The organism is Ruegeria sp. CF8, assembly GCF_056537285.1.
On sequence record NZ_JBQFRG010000004.1, the window covers coordinates 267917 to 283361 of the forward strand.

Sequence of the window (15445 nt, forward strand, 5' to 3'; positions counted from 1 at the left end):
TGTCGATCCCTCACAGAAACAAGTTTTCGAAACGAGAGTGTCGGCCCTAAAAAACGTCTGTCAAAACCTCGGTCCAACGGCACCACGCAATTGGAAAAACCGAAGTAAGATACGCTTCAGTAGTGAACCTCACCAATGGACAATTCCCGAACGCAGTCCAGCAAAGCAGCGGTGTAGTGAGATTTGTCGTCCCTCAGCCGAAAAAGCGGTACGGATATACTGACGGCGGCAATCGGGCATGCGTTCTCATCCAGGATGGCCGCGCCAAAACATGCGATACCGGCCTCATTCTCTTGACTGTCAAAAACGAAGCCTTGGGTACGGCATTGATCGATCTGCGCGCGCAATTTGATTGGATCAGTTGTCGTAAACGGGGTGATCGGCTGCAAGGTCGAAGCTTCCAATAGCGCTGAAAGCTTTTCGTCCGACAACGCCGAAAGAAACGCTTTGCCGACCCCACTGGAGTGAAGAGGAACAAAGGTGCCTATTGTCGAGTTCATGCGCACCGTCTCAAGGCTTTCGATTTTGTCGATATAGACCAGTCCCTCACCGCTTGGCACGGCAAGGTGTACAGTTTCGCCGGTCTGATCCCTCACGCGTACCAGGGCATCCCGGGCTCGGTCCCGAATGTCCGACGACGACAAGGCAAGACGGGCAAGATTGACCAGACGTGGGCCGGGTTTGTACCTTTTGTCGTTGAGTTGCACGATCAGCCCTTCGGCTTCCAAACTGTTTAACAGGCGGTACAGAGTTGGGCGCGTAAAGGCACATTCTTCCAAAAGATCAGCCAGGGTTGGCGGGTTTTTGCGGTCACAAATGTGCTGCAACAGCCCGATGCTGCGCGCAAAGCTCTGGGTTCCTTGGACCTGTTTTACCATTCCGACCTCTCAGATTGACGGCAAATATCTACGATGTATGTTTCCATATAATGAATCATTTGTCCACAATATGGTCATCCTAAATAGCTAATATGAGAAAGCCGAAATGCCACTGACTGATACAGGCGAAAATCCGATGGTGCCTTATAAACACCCGATGCCGCAGGATGCCCTGCCGGAAATCGTGGTGCCCAACGCGCTGGCCGAAGATGACCCCCGTATGTGGGTTCAGCAGACCGAGACGGTATTTTTCCGCCCGCTGTGTTTGAACGTAAGCCAAGGTTACTGGATGAACCTTTTGAAGGTGACCAAGGCAGGCGTTCTGTCACGCCATCGCCATCCGAACCCGGTACATGGCTTTGTCCTGAAAGGCCGCTGGCATTATCTTGAGCATGACTGGGAAGCCACTGAAGGGTCTTATGTTTATGAACCTCCAGGTGAGACCCATACTCTGGTTGTACCGGAAGACGTCGAGGAAATGATCACTTACTTTCAGGTCAATGGGGTGATGTACTATTGTGATCCTGATGGAAATCACCTCGGTTACGAGGATGTCTTTACCAAAATCGACATGTGCCGCGATCATTTCGAGAATGTCGGCCTCGGCGCTGACTACGTGAAAAACTTCACCAGGTAACACCCATGAGCAACGTAACATACGACTTTACAGACCGTACCGCTGTGGTGACAGGCGGAGCAGCCGGGATCGGGGCGGAAATCGCACGCCACTATGCAGCAGCAGGCGCCAACGTGGCAATCTGGGATTTGTCGGAACCCGATGACGCCCCTAAAGGTGCTATCGCATGCAAAGTGGATATCAGTAACCCAGACCAAATCGCCGCAGCCGTTTCAGAAACCAGAAGCGCCTTTAGCGGCATTGATTTTTTGTCGCACAATGCAGGTTTCGCCGGGCCGACCCTGAGCGTCGTGGAAAGCGATCCGACAATCTGGGCGCGCGTCGTTGAAATCAATCTGACCGGAACATTTCACTTGGCTCACGCCATTGTTCCACTCATGCAAGAGACCGGCTTTGGTCGGATCATCAACATGGCTTCGCTTGCCGGCAAAGAAGGCACCCCCAACGCCTCGGCCTATTCGGCGTCCAAGGCGGGCGTCATCGGGTTTACCAAGTCGCTGGCCAAGGAACTGGCCCAGACTGAAATCCGCGTGAATTGCATCGCTCCTGCTGCCATCAAGACGGCGATCCTAGATCAAATGACACCAGAATTCGTGCAGATAATGATCGACAAATCCCCAATGAAACGCCTGGGCTGGGTTGAAGAGGCTGCGCGTATGGTGATGTGGCTAAGTTCGGATGATTGCACATTCAACACTGGTGCAGTCTTTGATCTTTCAGGTGGAAGAGCGACATACTGATAGTGCACATTCGCACTGTAACGCCCTGCCCTGTGGAAGTGGCCGAAATGTATTGGCGGCACAGCCCGGCCCCCGTAGTGTCTGCATGTAAGGCCGGAGGTTTCCGAAGCCTGTGTACGCACAAGCCAAAGTCTTAAATCTGTTTTAGTACCAGCGGATATGTCGGGGCATTCTAGGCTCTGGTGCCTTGGTCGATGAAATGGCGATCCGGGCGAGCAAGTCCCAGGAACCTGCTCGAACCGTTTCCAATGCCGAAAGCTGCACAATTTGCCGCCGTTTGGACCGGATCAGCTGCGAACCAAATGCCCACCGTCGACGTCCAGGACGGCGCCAGTCATAAAGCCATTTATCATGGACAGGACAACTGCTTGTGCGATTTCTTCCGCGGTTCCGACGCGGCCGACGGGCAGGCTGCTGCCGACTTGCGCGTACATGGCATCTCGCGCCTCTTCTGGCATCGCAGCATAGGCTTCCGTATCAACCATACCGGGACTGATACAATTCACACGGACACGGCCCGACAGTTCCAGCGCCAGCCCTTTGGCTAAAGCTTCAACCGCCGCGTTCACCGCAGCCAGACCTGTTGTTCCGGCAGACGGGCGGCGGCTGAGCACACCGGAAAAGAACGTGATGGAAGCACCTTTGGTCAAAGCAGGCAGGACCTCACGCGCGGCCACATACGGGCCGATAAACTTAGCCTCTAACATGCTACGCAATGCGTCAGTGGGCAGCTCTTCATAGGTCCCATGCGCAGCGCTTGAGGCCGAGATCACCAAGTGGTCCACCGTCCCAAGATTGGCGGCCCAGGATTTGACGCCGGCCTCATCCGTTGTGTCAACGGGCGCGATTTGCACAACGCCCCCGACCTCTGCCGCCGCCGCCTCAAGTTTGGCCAGACTGCGACTGGCAAGTGTGACTTTTGCCCCAAGGGCGACTGCCATCTTGGCCGTAGCCTTACCCATACCGCTACTGCCGCCGATGATGACGATGTGTTTGCTCGCAAGGGAGGTTTCAAAAACCGTGCTCATTGTGTTGGTTCCTTGTCTTTTTTGGTTACGCGATCGAGTTAGTTGATGCTCAGCACAAGCTTGCCGGTCGTCTCGCCTGCTTCCAGACGGCGATGGGCCTCAGCAACTTCAGCAATCGGCAACATGGTGATCTGAGGACGCAGAACGCCGGTTTCCAGCAGGTTGAACACGGTCGCCATATCAGCGCTGAAAGCATCGGGGCGGTTCAGAAAATACGTGTAGATATCGCTAACCCGCACTGAAACGGATTTCTGGAAATGCTTTGTCAGATCATCCGCAAAGCCACCTGCGGGCGGTCCTGCAAGGAACCCAAACAATACGGCCGTACCAAGCGGTGCCAACGCGTCGAGGTCCGATTTGAGCGTTTCGCCCGAGATTGGATTCAACGTAAGATCAACACCACTTCCGTCGGTGATCTCCAAAACTCGCGCGGTGACGTCTTCTTGGCGATAATCGATAACGTGATCAGCACCCTGCTCATATGCATAGTCAACCTTATTGGTGCTGGCAGAGGCAATCACGGTCATACCAAGATGTTTGGCGATGTGCAGAGCCATTGTACCAACACCGCCCGCCGCCGCGTGAACCAGCACGGATTTTCCTGCCACTGCGCCACCGAGATTGACCAGCATATGATAGGCGGTCATCGCGTTAACCGGGATCGCGGCTGCGGTTTCAAGGTTGGTATCGTCAGATAGCCTGGTTACATAAGGTGCCCCAATCACGGAATGCGTACCATAACCGCCCGCACCGATCGGCCCCATCCAAGCCACGCGGTCGCCAATGGCAATGCCTTCGACTCCTTCGCCCAGCGCTTCAACAACTCCGGCACCTTCGACGCCTGGCACATGCGGCAGAGCAGGCATCATACCTTCTGGCATCTCGCCCCGTCGGATGATCGTGTCGATAAAGTTAACGGCTCCGGCATGGTTACGGATCAAGACATCTCCGGGCGCTGGCCGAGGAACGGCGCGGTCGGATTTGCGCAGCACATCGGGCCCACCGGTTCGCGTGATTTCGATTGCATAGGTCATAACGTGTCTCCTTCTGTTGAGCAGAAAGTAGAGGCCGTCATTAGTGATGATAATCGTTGATTTCAGGAGTTATTATCTCAAAAATAGGATTATGATCTACAACGACCTTGCCCTGTTCACTATTGTCGCTGACCATCTCAGCTTTTCCAAAGCTGCGGACCAACTTGGTATCCCTCTGAGCCGGGTCAGCCGAAGAGTCGCCGAATTGGAAAACCATCTCGGCACCAAACTGTTTGAGCGCACGACCCGCCAAGTGCGTCTGACAGAAGAAGGCCGTCGCCTTCTGGATCGCTGCCAGGAGCCATTCGAAACATTGCAGGAGGTTGCGGGTTTTGCTGACGAAACCAGACGCCAGACTATACGCATCACGGCCCCGCCCCTGGCCGCCCGTGCAACGATTGGCCCACGTTTGCTGGAGTTTGCAGAGCAAAACCCACATGTGCAGTTGGAAATGACACCCACGAACGTCATGTTGGATTTTTTCAGCGACAATATCGATTTGGCCTTTCGGGTCGGTCCACTGACGGATTCCAGCCTTGTCGCAAAACGCCTTTGGTCGGTTCCTTACTGTTTTTGCGCCGGGTCGGGTTTTATTGAGGAGAACGGATTGAAGGGCGCGATTTCTCGGCAGGTTTTTCAAAGCTTACCTGCCCTGACCGCTGGCCAGCCTTGGGTTTTGGAAAACGGCGACAAACTGCAACCCAGAAATGTCGCCCACAGTTTAATCGACCTTGACGTCATCGCACTCGCCGCGCGTCGCAATCTGGGCGTTGCAATGCTGCCTCTGGACATGATGGGAGGAGACTTGCACGAGCTTGAGGTTCAGGATGCGCGGCCTTTGACACGAGAAATGTTCGCCGTGTATCCCAGTCGCCGCCTGCTGCCCGCGCGGGTCAGAGCGTTGATTGATTTCATGGCACCGGGATAGCACCTACCATTCGATTGGCGCTCCGTCGCGAAAGAACCCGCCTGTCGGGCCGTTGTTCGGCAGAGTTGCCGCCCAAACAACACCCCTCGCCCCCTCAGACACCGGGCGGCCACCCCCGCCCATGTCCGTGGCAACCCAACCGGGGCAAACGGCGTTGACAAGAATACCTTCGTGTTTCAGCTCGGCTGCGGTTTTGATGGTCAGCGCATTCAATGCCGCCTTGGATACACCATAACCAGCCGTGCCACCGGACATGTCGCTTAGCGCGCCAGAACCGGAAGACACATTGACGATCCGGGCACTCTCGCCGCGTCGCAAAAGAGGAGTCGCTGCGATCATGGTATCCCAAGCGCCAAAGAGATTGGTGTCAAAGGAACGCCGCACGCGATGTAGGTCGGCGCAGTGCGCCTGCTGATCCGTGTCGTAATCCACACCTGCGTTATTGACCAAAATATCGAGACGCCCGTAGCTGGGTTCAATCTTCAGAATAAATGCGGCGGCAACAGAGTCCGGGTTCGATACGTCCAATTGCAAGGCTTCCACCCCGTACCCGATCTCATCTGCGGCCAGACGTCCTTTATCCAAATCTCGAGAACCGAGCAGAACTTTTACCCCATGATCTCTGGCCAATTGTCTGGCGACTTCTTTTCCGATGCCTCGGTTGGCGCCGGTCACAAGTGCGATGCGTTGGTTGGTCATGCAGATCCCTATGACTTTGTGTCCGCCGGCATATCTAAAATAGATCGTGGCAATGCAGCCAGCACCGGTCCACTCCTAAAAGTGGAACGGTGTGGCAGTCCTTCAATCTATCAATTTCCTTGATTTGCGCGCTCGGCAGCGATGGCGACAAGGCCGCGGTCTCCGGTTTCCCAAAGCGCCGTCATGGTCAGAGAGGTTACAAGCCATCGGTCCCCGGACTTTTCGAGCGTATAGTCATAGCGTCCGCCCAGTACCCATAAGCCATCCTCAATGCGGTGGGTTGCGGTGAAATCAGCCTGCGCCGTGGCTTCGGTTTCGGAAAGCGACGTGATGGCATGGTTGGTGACCATGTGGTGGGTGCTTTCAAACCCAGGCAGTAATGCAGACCAACCTGCGACAAGGTCGTCGGCGGGTTGGGTGACCGGGTCACCGCCCCAAAGGCTGGTGTAATCGGTCGTCACCGTATCGGCAAAGGCACCGCGCACGCGGGCCCAGTCGTGTCGGTCAGCGCCCGCTGCGATATCGGTGATCGTGGTTGAGATGGTGGCCTGCTGATCGGCGAAGGCTGCGCTTGCGATCATGGTGGCAGCTGCAAGTGTGGCAGTAAGGTTTTTGGGCATCGGTCTACTCCGGGGTAAAGGGCAGGCGCCGAAGTCAACTTCGACGCCTGATAAGGTGTTCAGCTGTCCAGATCAGCGCGGAAGTGATCGGCCACGGTGTCCGCCGCACGGGTCACATCTTCGGGGTTGTCGTAGAAGTCGAACTGCGTGACGTCTTCCAGCCACTGAGCCGTCGCCTTGCCCGCAAACCCTGCAAGGAAAGTCTGTACGCCCTGCGGGATGGCCGCGCTTTCCGAGTGCACAATGGCCAGCGGTTTGTCCAAACGCTGCGGATTGTCGGCAGGGTGATAGGTCAGCCAACCTTCCCAGCCTGCATTGTTCCACTTGTCGTCATATTCGGGGATGCCACCACGGTCGGCCTCATAGTAATACCCACCAATCGGCATCAGAACACCTTCGGCACCTTCCGGCCCGGCGGCAGGAATGATCTGCCCACCCGCGGCTTCGGCGGCGTGGGAGACTTCGATCAGCCCGGCAACGCCTTCTTTGCCGCCGTAAACGGCTTCAACGATCTCTTCATTCTGAAGCCAGGGTGCGACAAGGCCAACGCGCTGCACCAACGGATTTCCGGATACGGCATCGACCATGTAACCGGCCGAAGCGCAGATCCCGAGCCCGTTGATGTGATCGGCATCCACTTCGGGCAGGGTCGCAACATATGCAAACGCTGCCTTGATGTCCGAGGTTTTGGCCTCGGGGCTTTCAACATAGCGCACATTGTTGGGCAGGTCGCCCGACTTGCCCCAGCCACGGAAATCGAAGGTGAAGGCGGCGAACCCGCGCGACGCCATTTCCTGGGCGTAGTTGGCAGGCATCTGCTCCTGCACCGATGTCCATGCTCCGGTGACAACAACCGTGGGCAAGGGCGCGTCACCGCGCTCTTCCGGCAAATACAGCGTGCCGGTCAGGATAGAGCCTTCGTTCTCAAAGGTCACAGTGCGGGTTTCGACCTGCGCAATCGCGGCAGTCGAAGCCATCAGCGCAGCGGCGGTGTTCAGGGCGAGGGTGTTCATGGTGGTATCTCCCAAAATCTGTCTGGTTGGGCACAAGCCCGATGACATGAAAGATACGAAGACAGGTGCCGCGAAACTTGCACCTCTCTGCCTGGTTTTTGAAAGATTCCGCTTCCGCTGTGCAGAGCGGCCCGAATGGCACGTGAGGTCTGACTGGTGACGTGCTTGAAGCAGCGGGCGAAATGCGCCTGATCCGACTAACCACAAGCCAAAGCAATGCGCCCAAAGGTCAGTTTCTATGTGAGTTTCAGACAGAGTTTTGCAGAAGTCCGGCTCATCTATAATGAGCTTGGTCTTCGGCTGAAAAAGACCACTCGGTTCAATTATTGTACCGGGCTGTCCATACTTGTCGCATCACTCCAATAAGATCCTTCTTTCCGGTCTATGTGGAGCTTCAGCACGTCCAATGCGCGTGGAACGTCACCTTCCTGAACGCATTCAACCAGCTCTATATGCTCCCGATACGATTTTGCCATATGATCCGGGTGGTGACCCAACCTGCTGCGCAGCGCCGCCATTTTCAAAGCAATCGTCTGATACGCATCATTCAGAAACCGGTTGTCGGCGCAATCGAACAGGCATTGATGAAACTTCGTGTCCAGAAACAGGTATTCTGCATTGTCCCCAGTCTGGCGTGCCGCTTTCATTCGATCAACGCAGTCATTGAGTGCCGTATGTAAAGTTTGTGGGTTCGCTCGCATGGCCGACGTCAAAGCAGTTGTTTCAAGACAAACGCGTGCATCGCATAGCTTTGCCAGTTCTTCGGGTTCCAAATTGAACACGAAGGATCCCCGCTGAGGCTCAACAACCAGCAGCCCTTCCATCTCAAGGCGGTTGATTGCCTCGCGGACAGGCGTGCGACTAACCTCGAGATTTTTGGCGATTCGGGCCTCGGATAATTGTTCGCCCAGTTCGAATTCGCCTTTGATGATCCGTTCTCGCAGATTTTCGGTCACCAATTCCGTCAATGATTTCGGTCTGTTGAATGGGCTCATATCGCTCTCCTCGTGTCGACATTAGCAGCCCTGCATCTGGCATACAATGTGGTAGTGTTGACACATTGGCATACTGTATGCCAGTTTCGATTCTCAAACAGGACGGCATCGGGAGGGGCGTCTTTGCGAATTCTGGAGACATGGATTGTTGCGTTGAACCGCGCACTGGTCGCCTTGGCGCTGGCTGCCGTCTTTGCAATCGTCTTTGCCAACGTGGTTGGGCGTTACGGGCTGGGAACGTCCCTGGCCTGGGTCGAAGAGGTCGCTCGGCACCTGATGATACTTGGTGCGTTTTGCGGGGCTGGCCTTGCCCTGCGTGAGGGTCGTTTGGTTGCGATCACCACCCTACCTGATCTGTTGCCCGATGCTCTGGCCCGGGTACTGCGTTGGTGCATCGTTGTCGTCATGTTCGGCTTCATGGCCACAATGATGTGGCTGGGCATACAATTCGTTGAATTCGGCTGGAACAAGGAAACCATGTCCACCGGCATTTCGCGCGGCATTCCATATCTGGCAATCCCGATTGGTTGCGCGTTGTTCCTGATCCAACTGGCCTTCTTCGCCAAACGCTTCGTCAGTCAAGATTTTGAGTTCGGACCAAGCCCCGAACGAGACGAGGCAGAGGTCTGAGCCGTGGCAAAAACGCTTATCATTTTGTTCTTCGCCACACTGTTTCTGGGTGTTCCTGTTGCTTTCACAATGGGTATTGCGGGGCTGTCTGCGATCCTCATCGACGGCTCGCTGAACCCGTTGGTGGCAACACAAAGGATGTTCGCCGGAATCGACAGCTTCCCATTGATGGCCGTACCGTTTTTCATCCTGGCGTCTGAACTTATGACGGCCTGCGGCCTGACCAACGCCTTGTTGCGCTTTGCCAATGCTCTGGTCGGGCATGTACGCGGGGGCCTGGGACACGTGAACATTCTAGTGTCCATGCTGTTTGCCGGGATTAGTGGGTCAGCGCTGGCGGATGCGGCAGGGCCATCTGCCATCGTCATGCGGATGATGCGTGAAGCGGGTTACGAAAAGAACTATGCTGGCGCTTTGTCCGCCGCAACGGCAACCATTGGCCCAATCATTCCGCCGTCAATTCTGGCGGTGATCTTTGCAATCTCGACCAATGGCGTGACAGTTGCCGGGCTGTTTCTGGCCGGAATCTTGCCGGGCGTTCTGCTGGGTGTCGCGTTGGCAATCGCCAATCACATCGTCTCGACCCGAAATGGGTATCGAGGGCGCGAAGATCGCGCGACCATGACCGAATTACGAGGCGCGACTTTTTCAGCCATTCCTGCCCTGATCATGCCCGCGATCATTCTGGGTGGCATCCTTTTTGGTGTATTCACCCCAACAGAAGCTGGCGCAGTGGCTTCAGCCTATGCCCTGTTCCTCGGCTTCATCCTGCGCGCTTTCACTATCCGAACGCTCTATGCCGCCTTCGTGCGGGCCGCAGTGGTGACGTCGTCGGTCTTTCTAATCGTGGCAATGGCGTCGATTTTTGCCTGGCTGCTGACCTATCTACAAATCCCGCAGGAATTGGCGAAGTTTATCACGCAGATCACAGACAGCCGTCTCGGCATATTGTTCATCCTGGCTGCTTTTGCCCTGATTTGCGGGTTCTTCATCGACACGTTGCCCGCGCTGATCATTCTAACGCCGATACTGGGGCCAATCGCCTATTCCGCGGGGATCGACCCCCTGCAATTCGGCATGATGCTGGTTTTGAACCTAACCATCGGGATGATCACACCCCCTGTTGGTCCTGTGCTCTTCGTCATTGCCACAGTCGGACAGTTGAAAATCGAACGCCTGTCAAAAGCTGTGCTTCCACTGCTGCTGGCAGAACTCGTGGTGTTGCTCCTGGTCATTCTCGTGCCCGGTGTCAGCACCTTCATTCCCAACTTCTTTGGATTTGCGAACTGACATGAAAGGGAGGAACCTCATGAAAACCATGTCGAAACTGATGACGGCTACAGCTGTTGTCGCGATGACCGCCGCCGGTGCAGCCTCGGCAAAAGAGCTGAAGTACGCACATTTTCAGGCCGCTGATCTAAGCTCGCCAAAACACGCGGCAGCGTTAGCCTTTGAAGCCTGCGTCGAAGGTAAAACCTCAGGCTCGATTGACGTCCAGATCTTCCCCGCCTCGCAGCTGGGTGGCGGGTCCGAGATCATGGAAGGCCTCCAGCTGGGCACCGTTCAGATGGCAGCTATCCACGATGGTCCTATCTCTGCCGTCTACAAACCGTTCTCGGTACTGGCAATGCCCTACCTGTTTGACGACCAGGCAATGGCCTGGGCGGTAATGGACGGTGAATTTGGTGATGCGCTGGCTGAGGATATGCTGGCGAAAACCGGCATCCGCAGCTTTGGCGTCGCCGACAACGGTGTGCGCAACTTCACCAACAACGTCAAACCCGTGGCCGAACCCGCCGATATGGAAGGGCTGAAAATGCGCGTCATGACCGCTCCGGTTTGGGTGACGCTGGTGGAAAGCCTGGGCGCCTCGGCGACCCCCGTTCCGTGGCCTGAACTCCCCGGCGCGCTGCAGCAAGGTGTTGTGGATGGTCAGGAAAACGGTGTGACCAACATCGTCAACGCGTCGCTTTACCAGCATCAAAAATACGTCTCTTTGGATGGTCATGTGTTCAGCTGGCACGCCTATCTGATGTCGGACATGTTCTTCGAAGGCCTGACCGATGACGAGAAAAAAGCCGTTGAGCAATGTGTTGAGATCTCGAAGACGATCCACCGCGGTATGACGGCAGCGCAGGATGCGAACGCAACCGCGATCCTATCGGAAAAAGGTATGGAAGTTGTCCCTGTCAGCCCCGAGCAAAAAGCCATGTTCCGTGAAGCCGCTCAACCGGCCGTGCGCGAATACATCGTGAGCGAAATCGGTGAAGAGTGGCCTGATCGCCTCGACGCCGCTGTTGAAGCCTACAAGGCCAATTAACCCATGCCGAGGGACCGTCACATGAGTAGCCAAACCATTGCTATCCTTGAACCCGGCTATGCCAATTATGACACCGAGGCCTCGGTGCTGGCCGAGCAGGACGTAAGGATCGCGGCGGTCAGGCCGGAAACTGAGGCGGTCCCGGCTTTGCAAGCGCTGGACCCTGTCGCGATCCTCGTGCGGGAACGCACCGTCGATGCGGCTGTAATCGACGCCTGCCCAAACTTGAAAGTCGTCGTCCGCTACGGAGTGGGCGTCGATAACATCGACATGGATTACGCTCAGGCCCGCGGTATCTACGTCGCGAACGTGCCTGACTATGGTGCCGAGACCGAAGTCAGCGAACACGCGTTGGCGCTGTATCTGGCAGTGCAGCGACGTATACCATCGCGAGACGCCGAGGTACGACAAGGCCAATGGGGCATCGGTCAAGCTGCTCTGATACCAAGTCGGGAAAGGGCCACACTCGGACTTATAGGATGCGGCAAGATTGGATTGCAGGCGGCTCAGAAATTCAGGGCGTTGGGGTTCTCATCCGTTCTGGTGTTTGACCCATACCTAGCCGGCGAAGCAGCCCAAGCGGCAAATGTTCAAAAAGTTGAATTGGCTGAGCTTTGCAAAGCGTCTGACGTCGTCAGCCTTCATGCCCCGCTGACGCCAGAGACACGGCACATCTTGGACACCGACCACATCGCTCTTATGAAATCCACTTCGATCGTGATTAACGTCTCGCGCGGAGGATTGGTGGACGAAGCGGCATTGGCTGAGGCCCTCAAACAAGGCCGTATCTTTGGTGCTGGTATTGATGTGTTCGAGCAGGAACCGGTCGATCCCGACAACCCCTTGCTGCGCAGCCCCAACACGATCGTCTCAGATCATGCAGCCTGGTATTCGGAGCGGTCCGTCGCTGTGCTGCAACACAACGCAGCCGAAGAAATCACGCGCGTTCTCAACGGCGACCAGCCCAAAAGCTGGAAGAACCCTTGGTGAAACGCTCCGCTTTCTCACTTACTGATCTAAAGGAAGTAAAACCATGAACACTCAAGAACTCGTTGCCGGGTTTCGCGAAGTTGCGACAGCGTCGGTTGCGGACGCCGTTGACAAGATTGCAGGCAAGACAGGCTTTCTGCCCGCGTCGATCAAACCCCGCATCAATGAAAAGAAAATCGTTGGCCCAGCAGTAACTATTCTGGAAGGACCGACCGATGAGTTCCTGCCACCCCAGCACGCGCTGGACGCCATTGATGAGTCTGAGGCTGGTTCGGTCATCGTGATTTCCACCAACGGCACAACGGATGTGGCGCTGTGGGGCGGCCTGATGACCGCAGGCGCTGTGGCCAACAAACACGAAGGCGCTGTTCTGGACGGCGGCGTACGCGATCTGGTCGAGATCAAGCGTGACTATGACTTTCCGGTCTATTCCCGTTGTGTAAGCCCGGGCACTACGCTGGGTCGCATCCGGACACTGGCTTCGAATGTCGAGGTTGCAATGGGCGAGGTCGTTGTACACCCCGGGGACATCATCGTGGCCGACGTCGATGGCGCGGTTGCGATCCCACGCAACCATGCCGAAGCAGTTCTGGAATTGGCCCGTGAGATTGACGAACGCGAAGCGGAACAGGCGCGTCTCATCATTGAATCCGGGTCGTTGCGTGAAGGTCTTGCAAAATACGGCCGCATCTAAATCAAAAAAACGCCCCGCAGGTTGCGGCAACAACCTGCGGGACACCAAAACTCAGCAAGGGAGGAATACATGCTGAAACGAATGCTCAACACGGTGGCCCTTACCGCCGTTCTGGTCACCCCGGCGCTCGCAAACGGGCCCGAGGTTGTTGCGGAATGGAACAGTCTGCCCTATGCCGTCAAGGACGAGGCAACGAAATCGGCCTGGGAAAACAGCGAAATCCACGGAAAAGCGTTGGTTCAAGGGGCCAAGGTCGATAGCCAAGGCAACATCTATGTGTCTACCGCGCGCTGGGGCGGGGCCGAGATTCCGTCAACAGTTTCCAAGCTGGTCAAGAATGGCGACACGTGGGAGCTGGAAGCGTTTCCGTCTGAGGAAATGAACAACATGTCGAATCCCGACGGTCTGAAGGCTGTGCTGGGTTTTGAAATCGACCGCAACGATGTGATGTGGATCCTGGATCAGGGCCACGTGGCGGGCCCTCCGTTTGAAGATGGCGACGCCAAGTTGGTGTTGTGGGACTTGAAAGAGAACAAGGAAATCCAGCGCTACGTCTTTACTGCGGAAGAAGCCGATCGGCAGTGTTCATTCCTGAATGATCTGGCCGTCGATAACGACACTGGATTTGCCTATATCGCTGACAGCGGCATCTTCTGTGATCCGCTGCATGGTGGCTTGATCGTCTATGACAGCAACACCAATTCGGTGCGCCGTGTTCTGGATCAGCACCGTTTCACCAACGATGAGCCAAACTTCTTTTTCAACATCGACGACCGCCCGGTCCTGAAGAATGGCGGCATGCGCACCGGTGCCGACGGCATCGCGTTGTCAGGTGACAAAGAAACACTCTACTGGACCAACCTGACCGGCAATCATCTGTATAGTCTTCCGACGGAAATCTTGCGTGATTTCGGGACCAATGAAACGGTCATCGAAAACGCCGTTGAGGTTGCCGCAGTACTTCCTTCGAACACCGATGGGATGACTGCCGACAATGCAGGTAATATCTATATGACCGCTCTGTCGTTGGACGGAATCATGAAGTTCGATGAATCCACACGTCAGGTGAGCCGTTTCGTCCATCACCCGGAAATGAACTGGCCGGACACGTTGGCCTGGGGGCCCGATGGTGAGATGTATGTAGTCTCGAACCATCTTCATATCTGGGTTGATGGCGACATGAACTTTGAAGACCCCGAAATCCCGAACTTCCGTATTTGGAAGATCCCGGGTGTCGGCCAAAGCTATACGGCCGAATAAACCTCCCATACACCTTGGTCAGCCCTACCGGGCTGACCCTTTTTTGAGAATGAGATGACCATGACCCCCGATATTCTGTGCCTTGGCGAACCGATGCTGGAGTTCAATCAGCAGCCCGATGGGAATTACCTACCCGGACACGGCGGCGACACTTCGAACTGCGCCATCGCAGCAGCCCGCCAAGGCGCGTCGGTAGGCTATGTGACACATATCGGAGCAGATACGTTCGGCAATTCTTTCATGGACCTGTGGAAGGCGGAAGGAGTCGATACTTCAACCGTGCGCCAAGTGACGGATGCCCATACAGGCGTGTACTTTGTAACGCACGGTGCGAACGGGCACGAATTCAGCTATTTCCGCTCTGGTTCCGCCAGCAGCCGAATGGGAGCAGATGACCTGCCCCTTGAGGCCTTGCAGTCAGCAAAAATCCTGCATGTTTCGGGCATCAGTCAGGCGATTTCGGACGTTGCCGCCGATGCCGTGTTTGCAGCCATCAAGATTGTGAAAGAAGCAGGCGGTCTGGTCTCATACGACACCAACCTCCGCCTCAAACTCTGGCCGATCGAGCGCGCCCGCGCCGTGACCCATGCGGCAATGGCGCAATGCGATATTGCGCTTCCGGGATTGGACGACGCAGAGCAGCTGACCGGTCTGTCTGATCCGGATGACATAGCAGATTTCTACCTGAACCTCGGTTCAAATATCGTCGCCTTGACCCTTGGGGCCGAAGGCACACTGGTTGCCACACCGAACAAACGAGAGCGCGTCAAAGGGCGCCGGGTCGAAGCTGTGGATGCCACCGCCGCAGGTGATACCTTTGACGGGGCTTTTCTGTCGCGTATTGTCGCCAGAGACGACCCATTCACCTCGGCTCGCTACGCGAACGCTGCTGCCGCCCTCTCGACCCAAGGGTACGGAGCGGTTGCTCCCATGCCGCACAAAGATGCGGTCGAGGCGTTTTTGGCTGAAGGGGAGTGAG

General features: G+C 56.0%; 17 protein-coding genes. 10 read left to right on the forward strand and 7 right to left on the reverse strand.

Annotated features, from left to right (window positions below; genetic code table 11):
* Positions 1-116 precede the first annotated feature (116 nt).
* A complete protein-coding gene (locus tag ACR0EV_RS11500) occupies positions 117-878 on the reverse strand; it encodes an IclR family transcriptional regulator (RefSeq protein ID WP_480800204.1) in 762 nt (253 codons plus the stop codon).
* Positions 879-984: 106 nt separating this feature from the next.
* Here ACR0EV_RS11500 and ACR0EV_RS11505 point away from each other — a divergent pair, with 106 nt between their 5' ends.
* Positions 985-1515 carry a 2,4'-dihydroxyacetophenone dioxygenase family protein gene (locus ACR0EV_RS11505; RefSeq protein WP_480800205.1) on the forward strand — a complete coding sequence of 177 codons (531 nt, stop codon included), beginning with the start codon at positions 985-987 and terminating at the stop codon, positions 1513-1515.
* 5 nt (positions 1516-1520) lie between these two features.
* Positions 1521-2255, forward strand: a complete 735-nt coding sequence (locus tag ACR0EV_RS11510; protein ID WP_480800206.1) for an SDR family NAD(P)-dependent oxidoreductase — start codon at positions 1521-1523, stop codon at positions 2253-2255.
* A gap of 287 nt (positions 2256-2542) precedes the next feature.
* Here the strand turns inward: ACR0EV_RS11510 and ACR0EV_RS11515 are convergent, their stop codons facing one another.
* Positions 2543-3283 (reverse strand): SDR family oxidoreductase, encoded by a 741-nt coding sequence (locus tag ACR0EV_RS11515; protein ID WP_480800207.1) that lies wholly within the window; start codon positions 3281-3283, stop codon positions 2543-2545.
* A 38-nt stretch (positions 3284-3321) separates the two neighbouring features.
* Positions 3322-4317: a quinone oxidoreductase family protein gene (locus ACR0EV_RS11520; protein ID WP_480800208.1), complete on the reverse strand. Its 996-nt coding sequence runs from the start codon at positions 4315-4317 to the stop codon at positions 3322-3324.
* Positions 4318-4408: 91 nt separating this feature from the next.
* On the opposite strand from ACR0EV_RS11520, the gene ACR0EV_RS11525 reads away from it, so the two are divergent.
* Positions 4409-5245 (forward strand): LysR family transcriptional regulator, encoded by an 837-nt coding sequence (locus ACR0EV_RS11525; protein ID WP_480800209.1) that lies wholly within the window; start codon positions 4409-4411, stop codon positions 5243-5245.
* A gap of 3 nt (positions 5246-5248) precedes the next feature.
* On the opposite strand, the gene ACR0EV_RS11530 is transcribed toward ACR0EV_RS11525, so the two are convergent.
* The 4 genes from ACR0EV_RS11530 to ACR0EV_RS11545 form a co-directional block, all read right to left on the reverse strand.
* Positions 5249-5944 (reverse strand): SDR family oxidoreductase, encoded by a 696-nt coding sequence (locus ACR0EV_RS11530; RefSeq protein ID WP_480800210.1) that lies wholly within the window; start codon positions 5942-5944, stop codon positions 5249-5251.
* A gap of 110 nt (positions 5945-6054) precedes the next feature.
* Positions 6055-6564: a nuclear transport factor 2 family protein gene (locus tag ACR0EV_RS11535; protein ID WP_480800211.1), complete on the reverse strand. Its 510-nt coding sequence runs from the start codon at positions 6562-6564 to the stop codon at positions 6055-6057.
* A 59-nt stretch (positions 6565-6623) separates the two neighbouring features.
* Complete coding sequence (locus ACR0EV_RS11540) at positions 6624-7577, reverse strand: alpha/beta hydrolase (protein WP_480800212.1); 954 nt, start codon at positions 7575-7577, stop codon at positions 6624-6626.
* 323 nt (positions 7578-7900) lie between these two features.
* On the reverse strand, positions 7901-8572 hold the full coding sequence (locus ACR0EV_RS11545) for a GntR family transcriptional regulator (protein ID WP_480800213.1): 672 nt from the start codon (positions 8570-8572) through the stop codon (positions 7901-7903).
* Between the two features lie 123 nt (positions 8573-8695).
* On the opposite strand from ACR0EV_RS11545, the gene ACR0EV_RS11550 reads away from it, so the two are divergent.
* From ACR0EV_RS11550 to ACR0EV_RS11580, 7 genes are all read left to right on the forward strand, one after another.
* Entirely contained in the window at positions 8696-9202 is a 507-nt protein-coding gene (locus ACR0EV_RS11550; RefSeq protein WP_480800214.1) for a TRAP transporter small permease, read from the forward strand.
* A gap of 3 nt (positions 9203-9205) precedes the next feature.
* Positions 9206-10492, forward strand: coding sequence for a TRAP transporter large permease (locus ACR0EV_RS11555; RefSeq protein WP_480800215.1), 1287 nt, complete (start codon positions 9206-9208; stop codon positions 10490-10492).
* 19 nt (positions 10493-10511) lie between these two features.
* Positions 10512-11522, forward strand: a complete 1011-nt coding sequence (locus tag ACR0EV_RS11560) for a DctP family TRAP transporter solute-binding subunit (protein ID WP_480800216.1) — start codon at positions 10512-10514, stop codon at positions 11520-11522.
* Between the two features lie 21 nt (positions 11523-11543).
* Positions 11544-12512, forward strand: coding sequence for a C-terminal binding protein (locus ACR0EV_RS11565; RefSeq protein ID WP_480800217.1), 969 nt, complete (start codon positions 11544-11546; stop codon positions 12510-12512).
* A 43-nt stretch (positions 12513-12555) separates the two neighbouring features.
* Entirely contained in the window at positions 12556-13206 is a 651-nt protein-coding gene (locus ACR0EV_RS11570; protein ID WP_480800218.1) for an RraA family protein, read from the forward strand.
* A gap of 69 nt (positions 13207-13275) precedes the next feature.
* The gene (locus ACR0EV_RS11575) at positions 13276-14466 is read left to right on the forward strand and encodes an L-dopachrome tautomerase-related protein (protein ID WP_480800219.1); all 1191 of its coding nucleotides are present in this window, start codon (positions 13276-13278) and stop codon (positions 14464-14466) included.
* Between the two features lie 60 nt (positions 14467-14526).
* Complete coding sequence (locus ACR0EV_RS11580; protein WP_480800220.1) at positions 14527-15444, forward strand: sugar kinase; 918 nt, start codon at positions 14527-14529, stop codon at positions 15442-15444.
* The last annotated feature ends 1 nt before the right edge of the window (position 15445 follow it).

Excerpts from the sequence above, each read along its gene's own strand:
- ACR0EV_RS11500 (WP_480800204.1), bottom strand. The coding sequence starts at position 878 with ATGGTAAAACAGGTCCAAGGAACCCAGAGCTTTGCGCGCAGCATCGGG.
- ACR0EV_RS11505 (WP_480800205.1), top strand. The coding sequence starts at position 985 with ATGCCACTGACTGATACAGGCGAAAATCCGATGGTGCCTTATAAACAC.
- ACR0EV_RS11510 (WP_480800206.1), top strand. The coding sequence starts at position 1,521 with ATGAGCAACGTAACATACGACTTTACAGACCGTACCGCTGTGGTGACA.
- ACR0EV_RS11515 (WP_480800207.1), bottom strand. The coding sequence starts at position 3,283 with ATGAGCACGGTTTTTGAAACCTCCCTTGCGAGCAAACACATCGTCATC.
- ACR0EV_RS11520 (WP_480800208.1), bottom strand. The coding sequence starts at position 4,317 with ATGACCTATGCAATCGAAATCACGCGAACCGGTGGGCCCGATGTGCTG.
- ACR0EV_RS11525 (WP_480800209.1), top strand. The coding sequence starts at position 4,409 with ATGATCTACAACGACCTTGCCCTGTTCACTATTGTCGCTGACCATCTC.
- ACR0EV_RS11530 (WP_480800210.1), bottom strand. The coding sequence starts at position 5,944 with ATGACCAACCAACGCATCGCACTTGTGACCGGCGCCAACCGAGGCATC.
- ACR0EV_RS11535 (WP_480800211.1), bottom strand. The coding sequence starts at position 6,564 with ATGCCCAAAAACCTTACTGCCACACTTGCAGCTGCCACCATGATCGCA.
- ACR0EV_RS11540 (WP_480800212.1), bottom strand. The coding sequence starts at position 7,577 with ATGAACACCCTCGCCCTGAACACCGCCGCTGCGCTGATGGCTTCGACT.
- ACR0EV_RS11545 (WP_480800213.1), bottom strand. The coding sequence starts at position 8,572 with ATGAGCCCATTCAACAGACCGAAATCATTGACGGAATTGGTGACCGAA.
- ACR0EV_RS11560 (WP_480800216.1), top strand. The coding sequence starts at position 10,512 with ATGAAAACCATGTCGAAACTGATGACGGCTACAGCTGTTGTCGCGATG.
- ACR0EV_RS11565 (WP_480800217.1), top strand. The coding sequence starts at position 11,544 with ATGAGTAGCCAAACCATTGCTATCCTTGAACCCGGCTATGCCAATTAT.
- ACR0EV_RS11570 (WP_480800218.1), top strand. The coding sequence starts at position 12,556 with ATGAACACTCAAGAACTCGTTGCCGGGTTTCGCGAAGTTGCGACAGCG.
- ACR0EV_RS11575 (WP_480800219.1), top strand. The coding sequence starts at position 13,276 with ATGCTGAAACGAATGCTCAACACGGTGGCCCTTACCGCCGTTCTGGTC.
- ACR0EV_RS11580 (WP_480800220.1), top strand. The coding sequence starts at position 14,527 with ATGACCCCCGATATTCTGTGCCTTGGCGAACCGATGCTGGAGTTCAAT.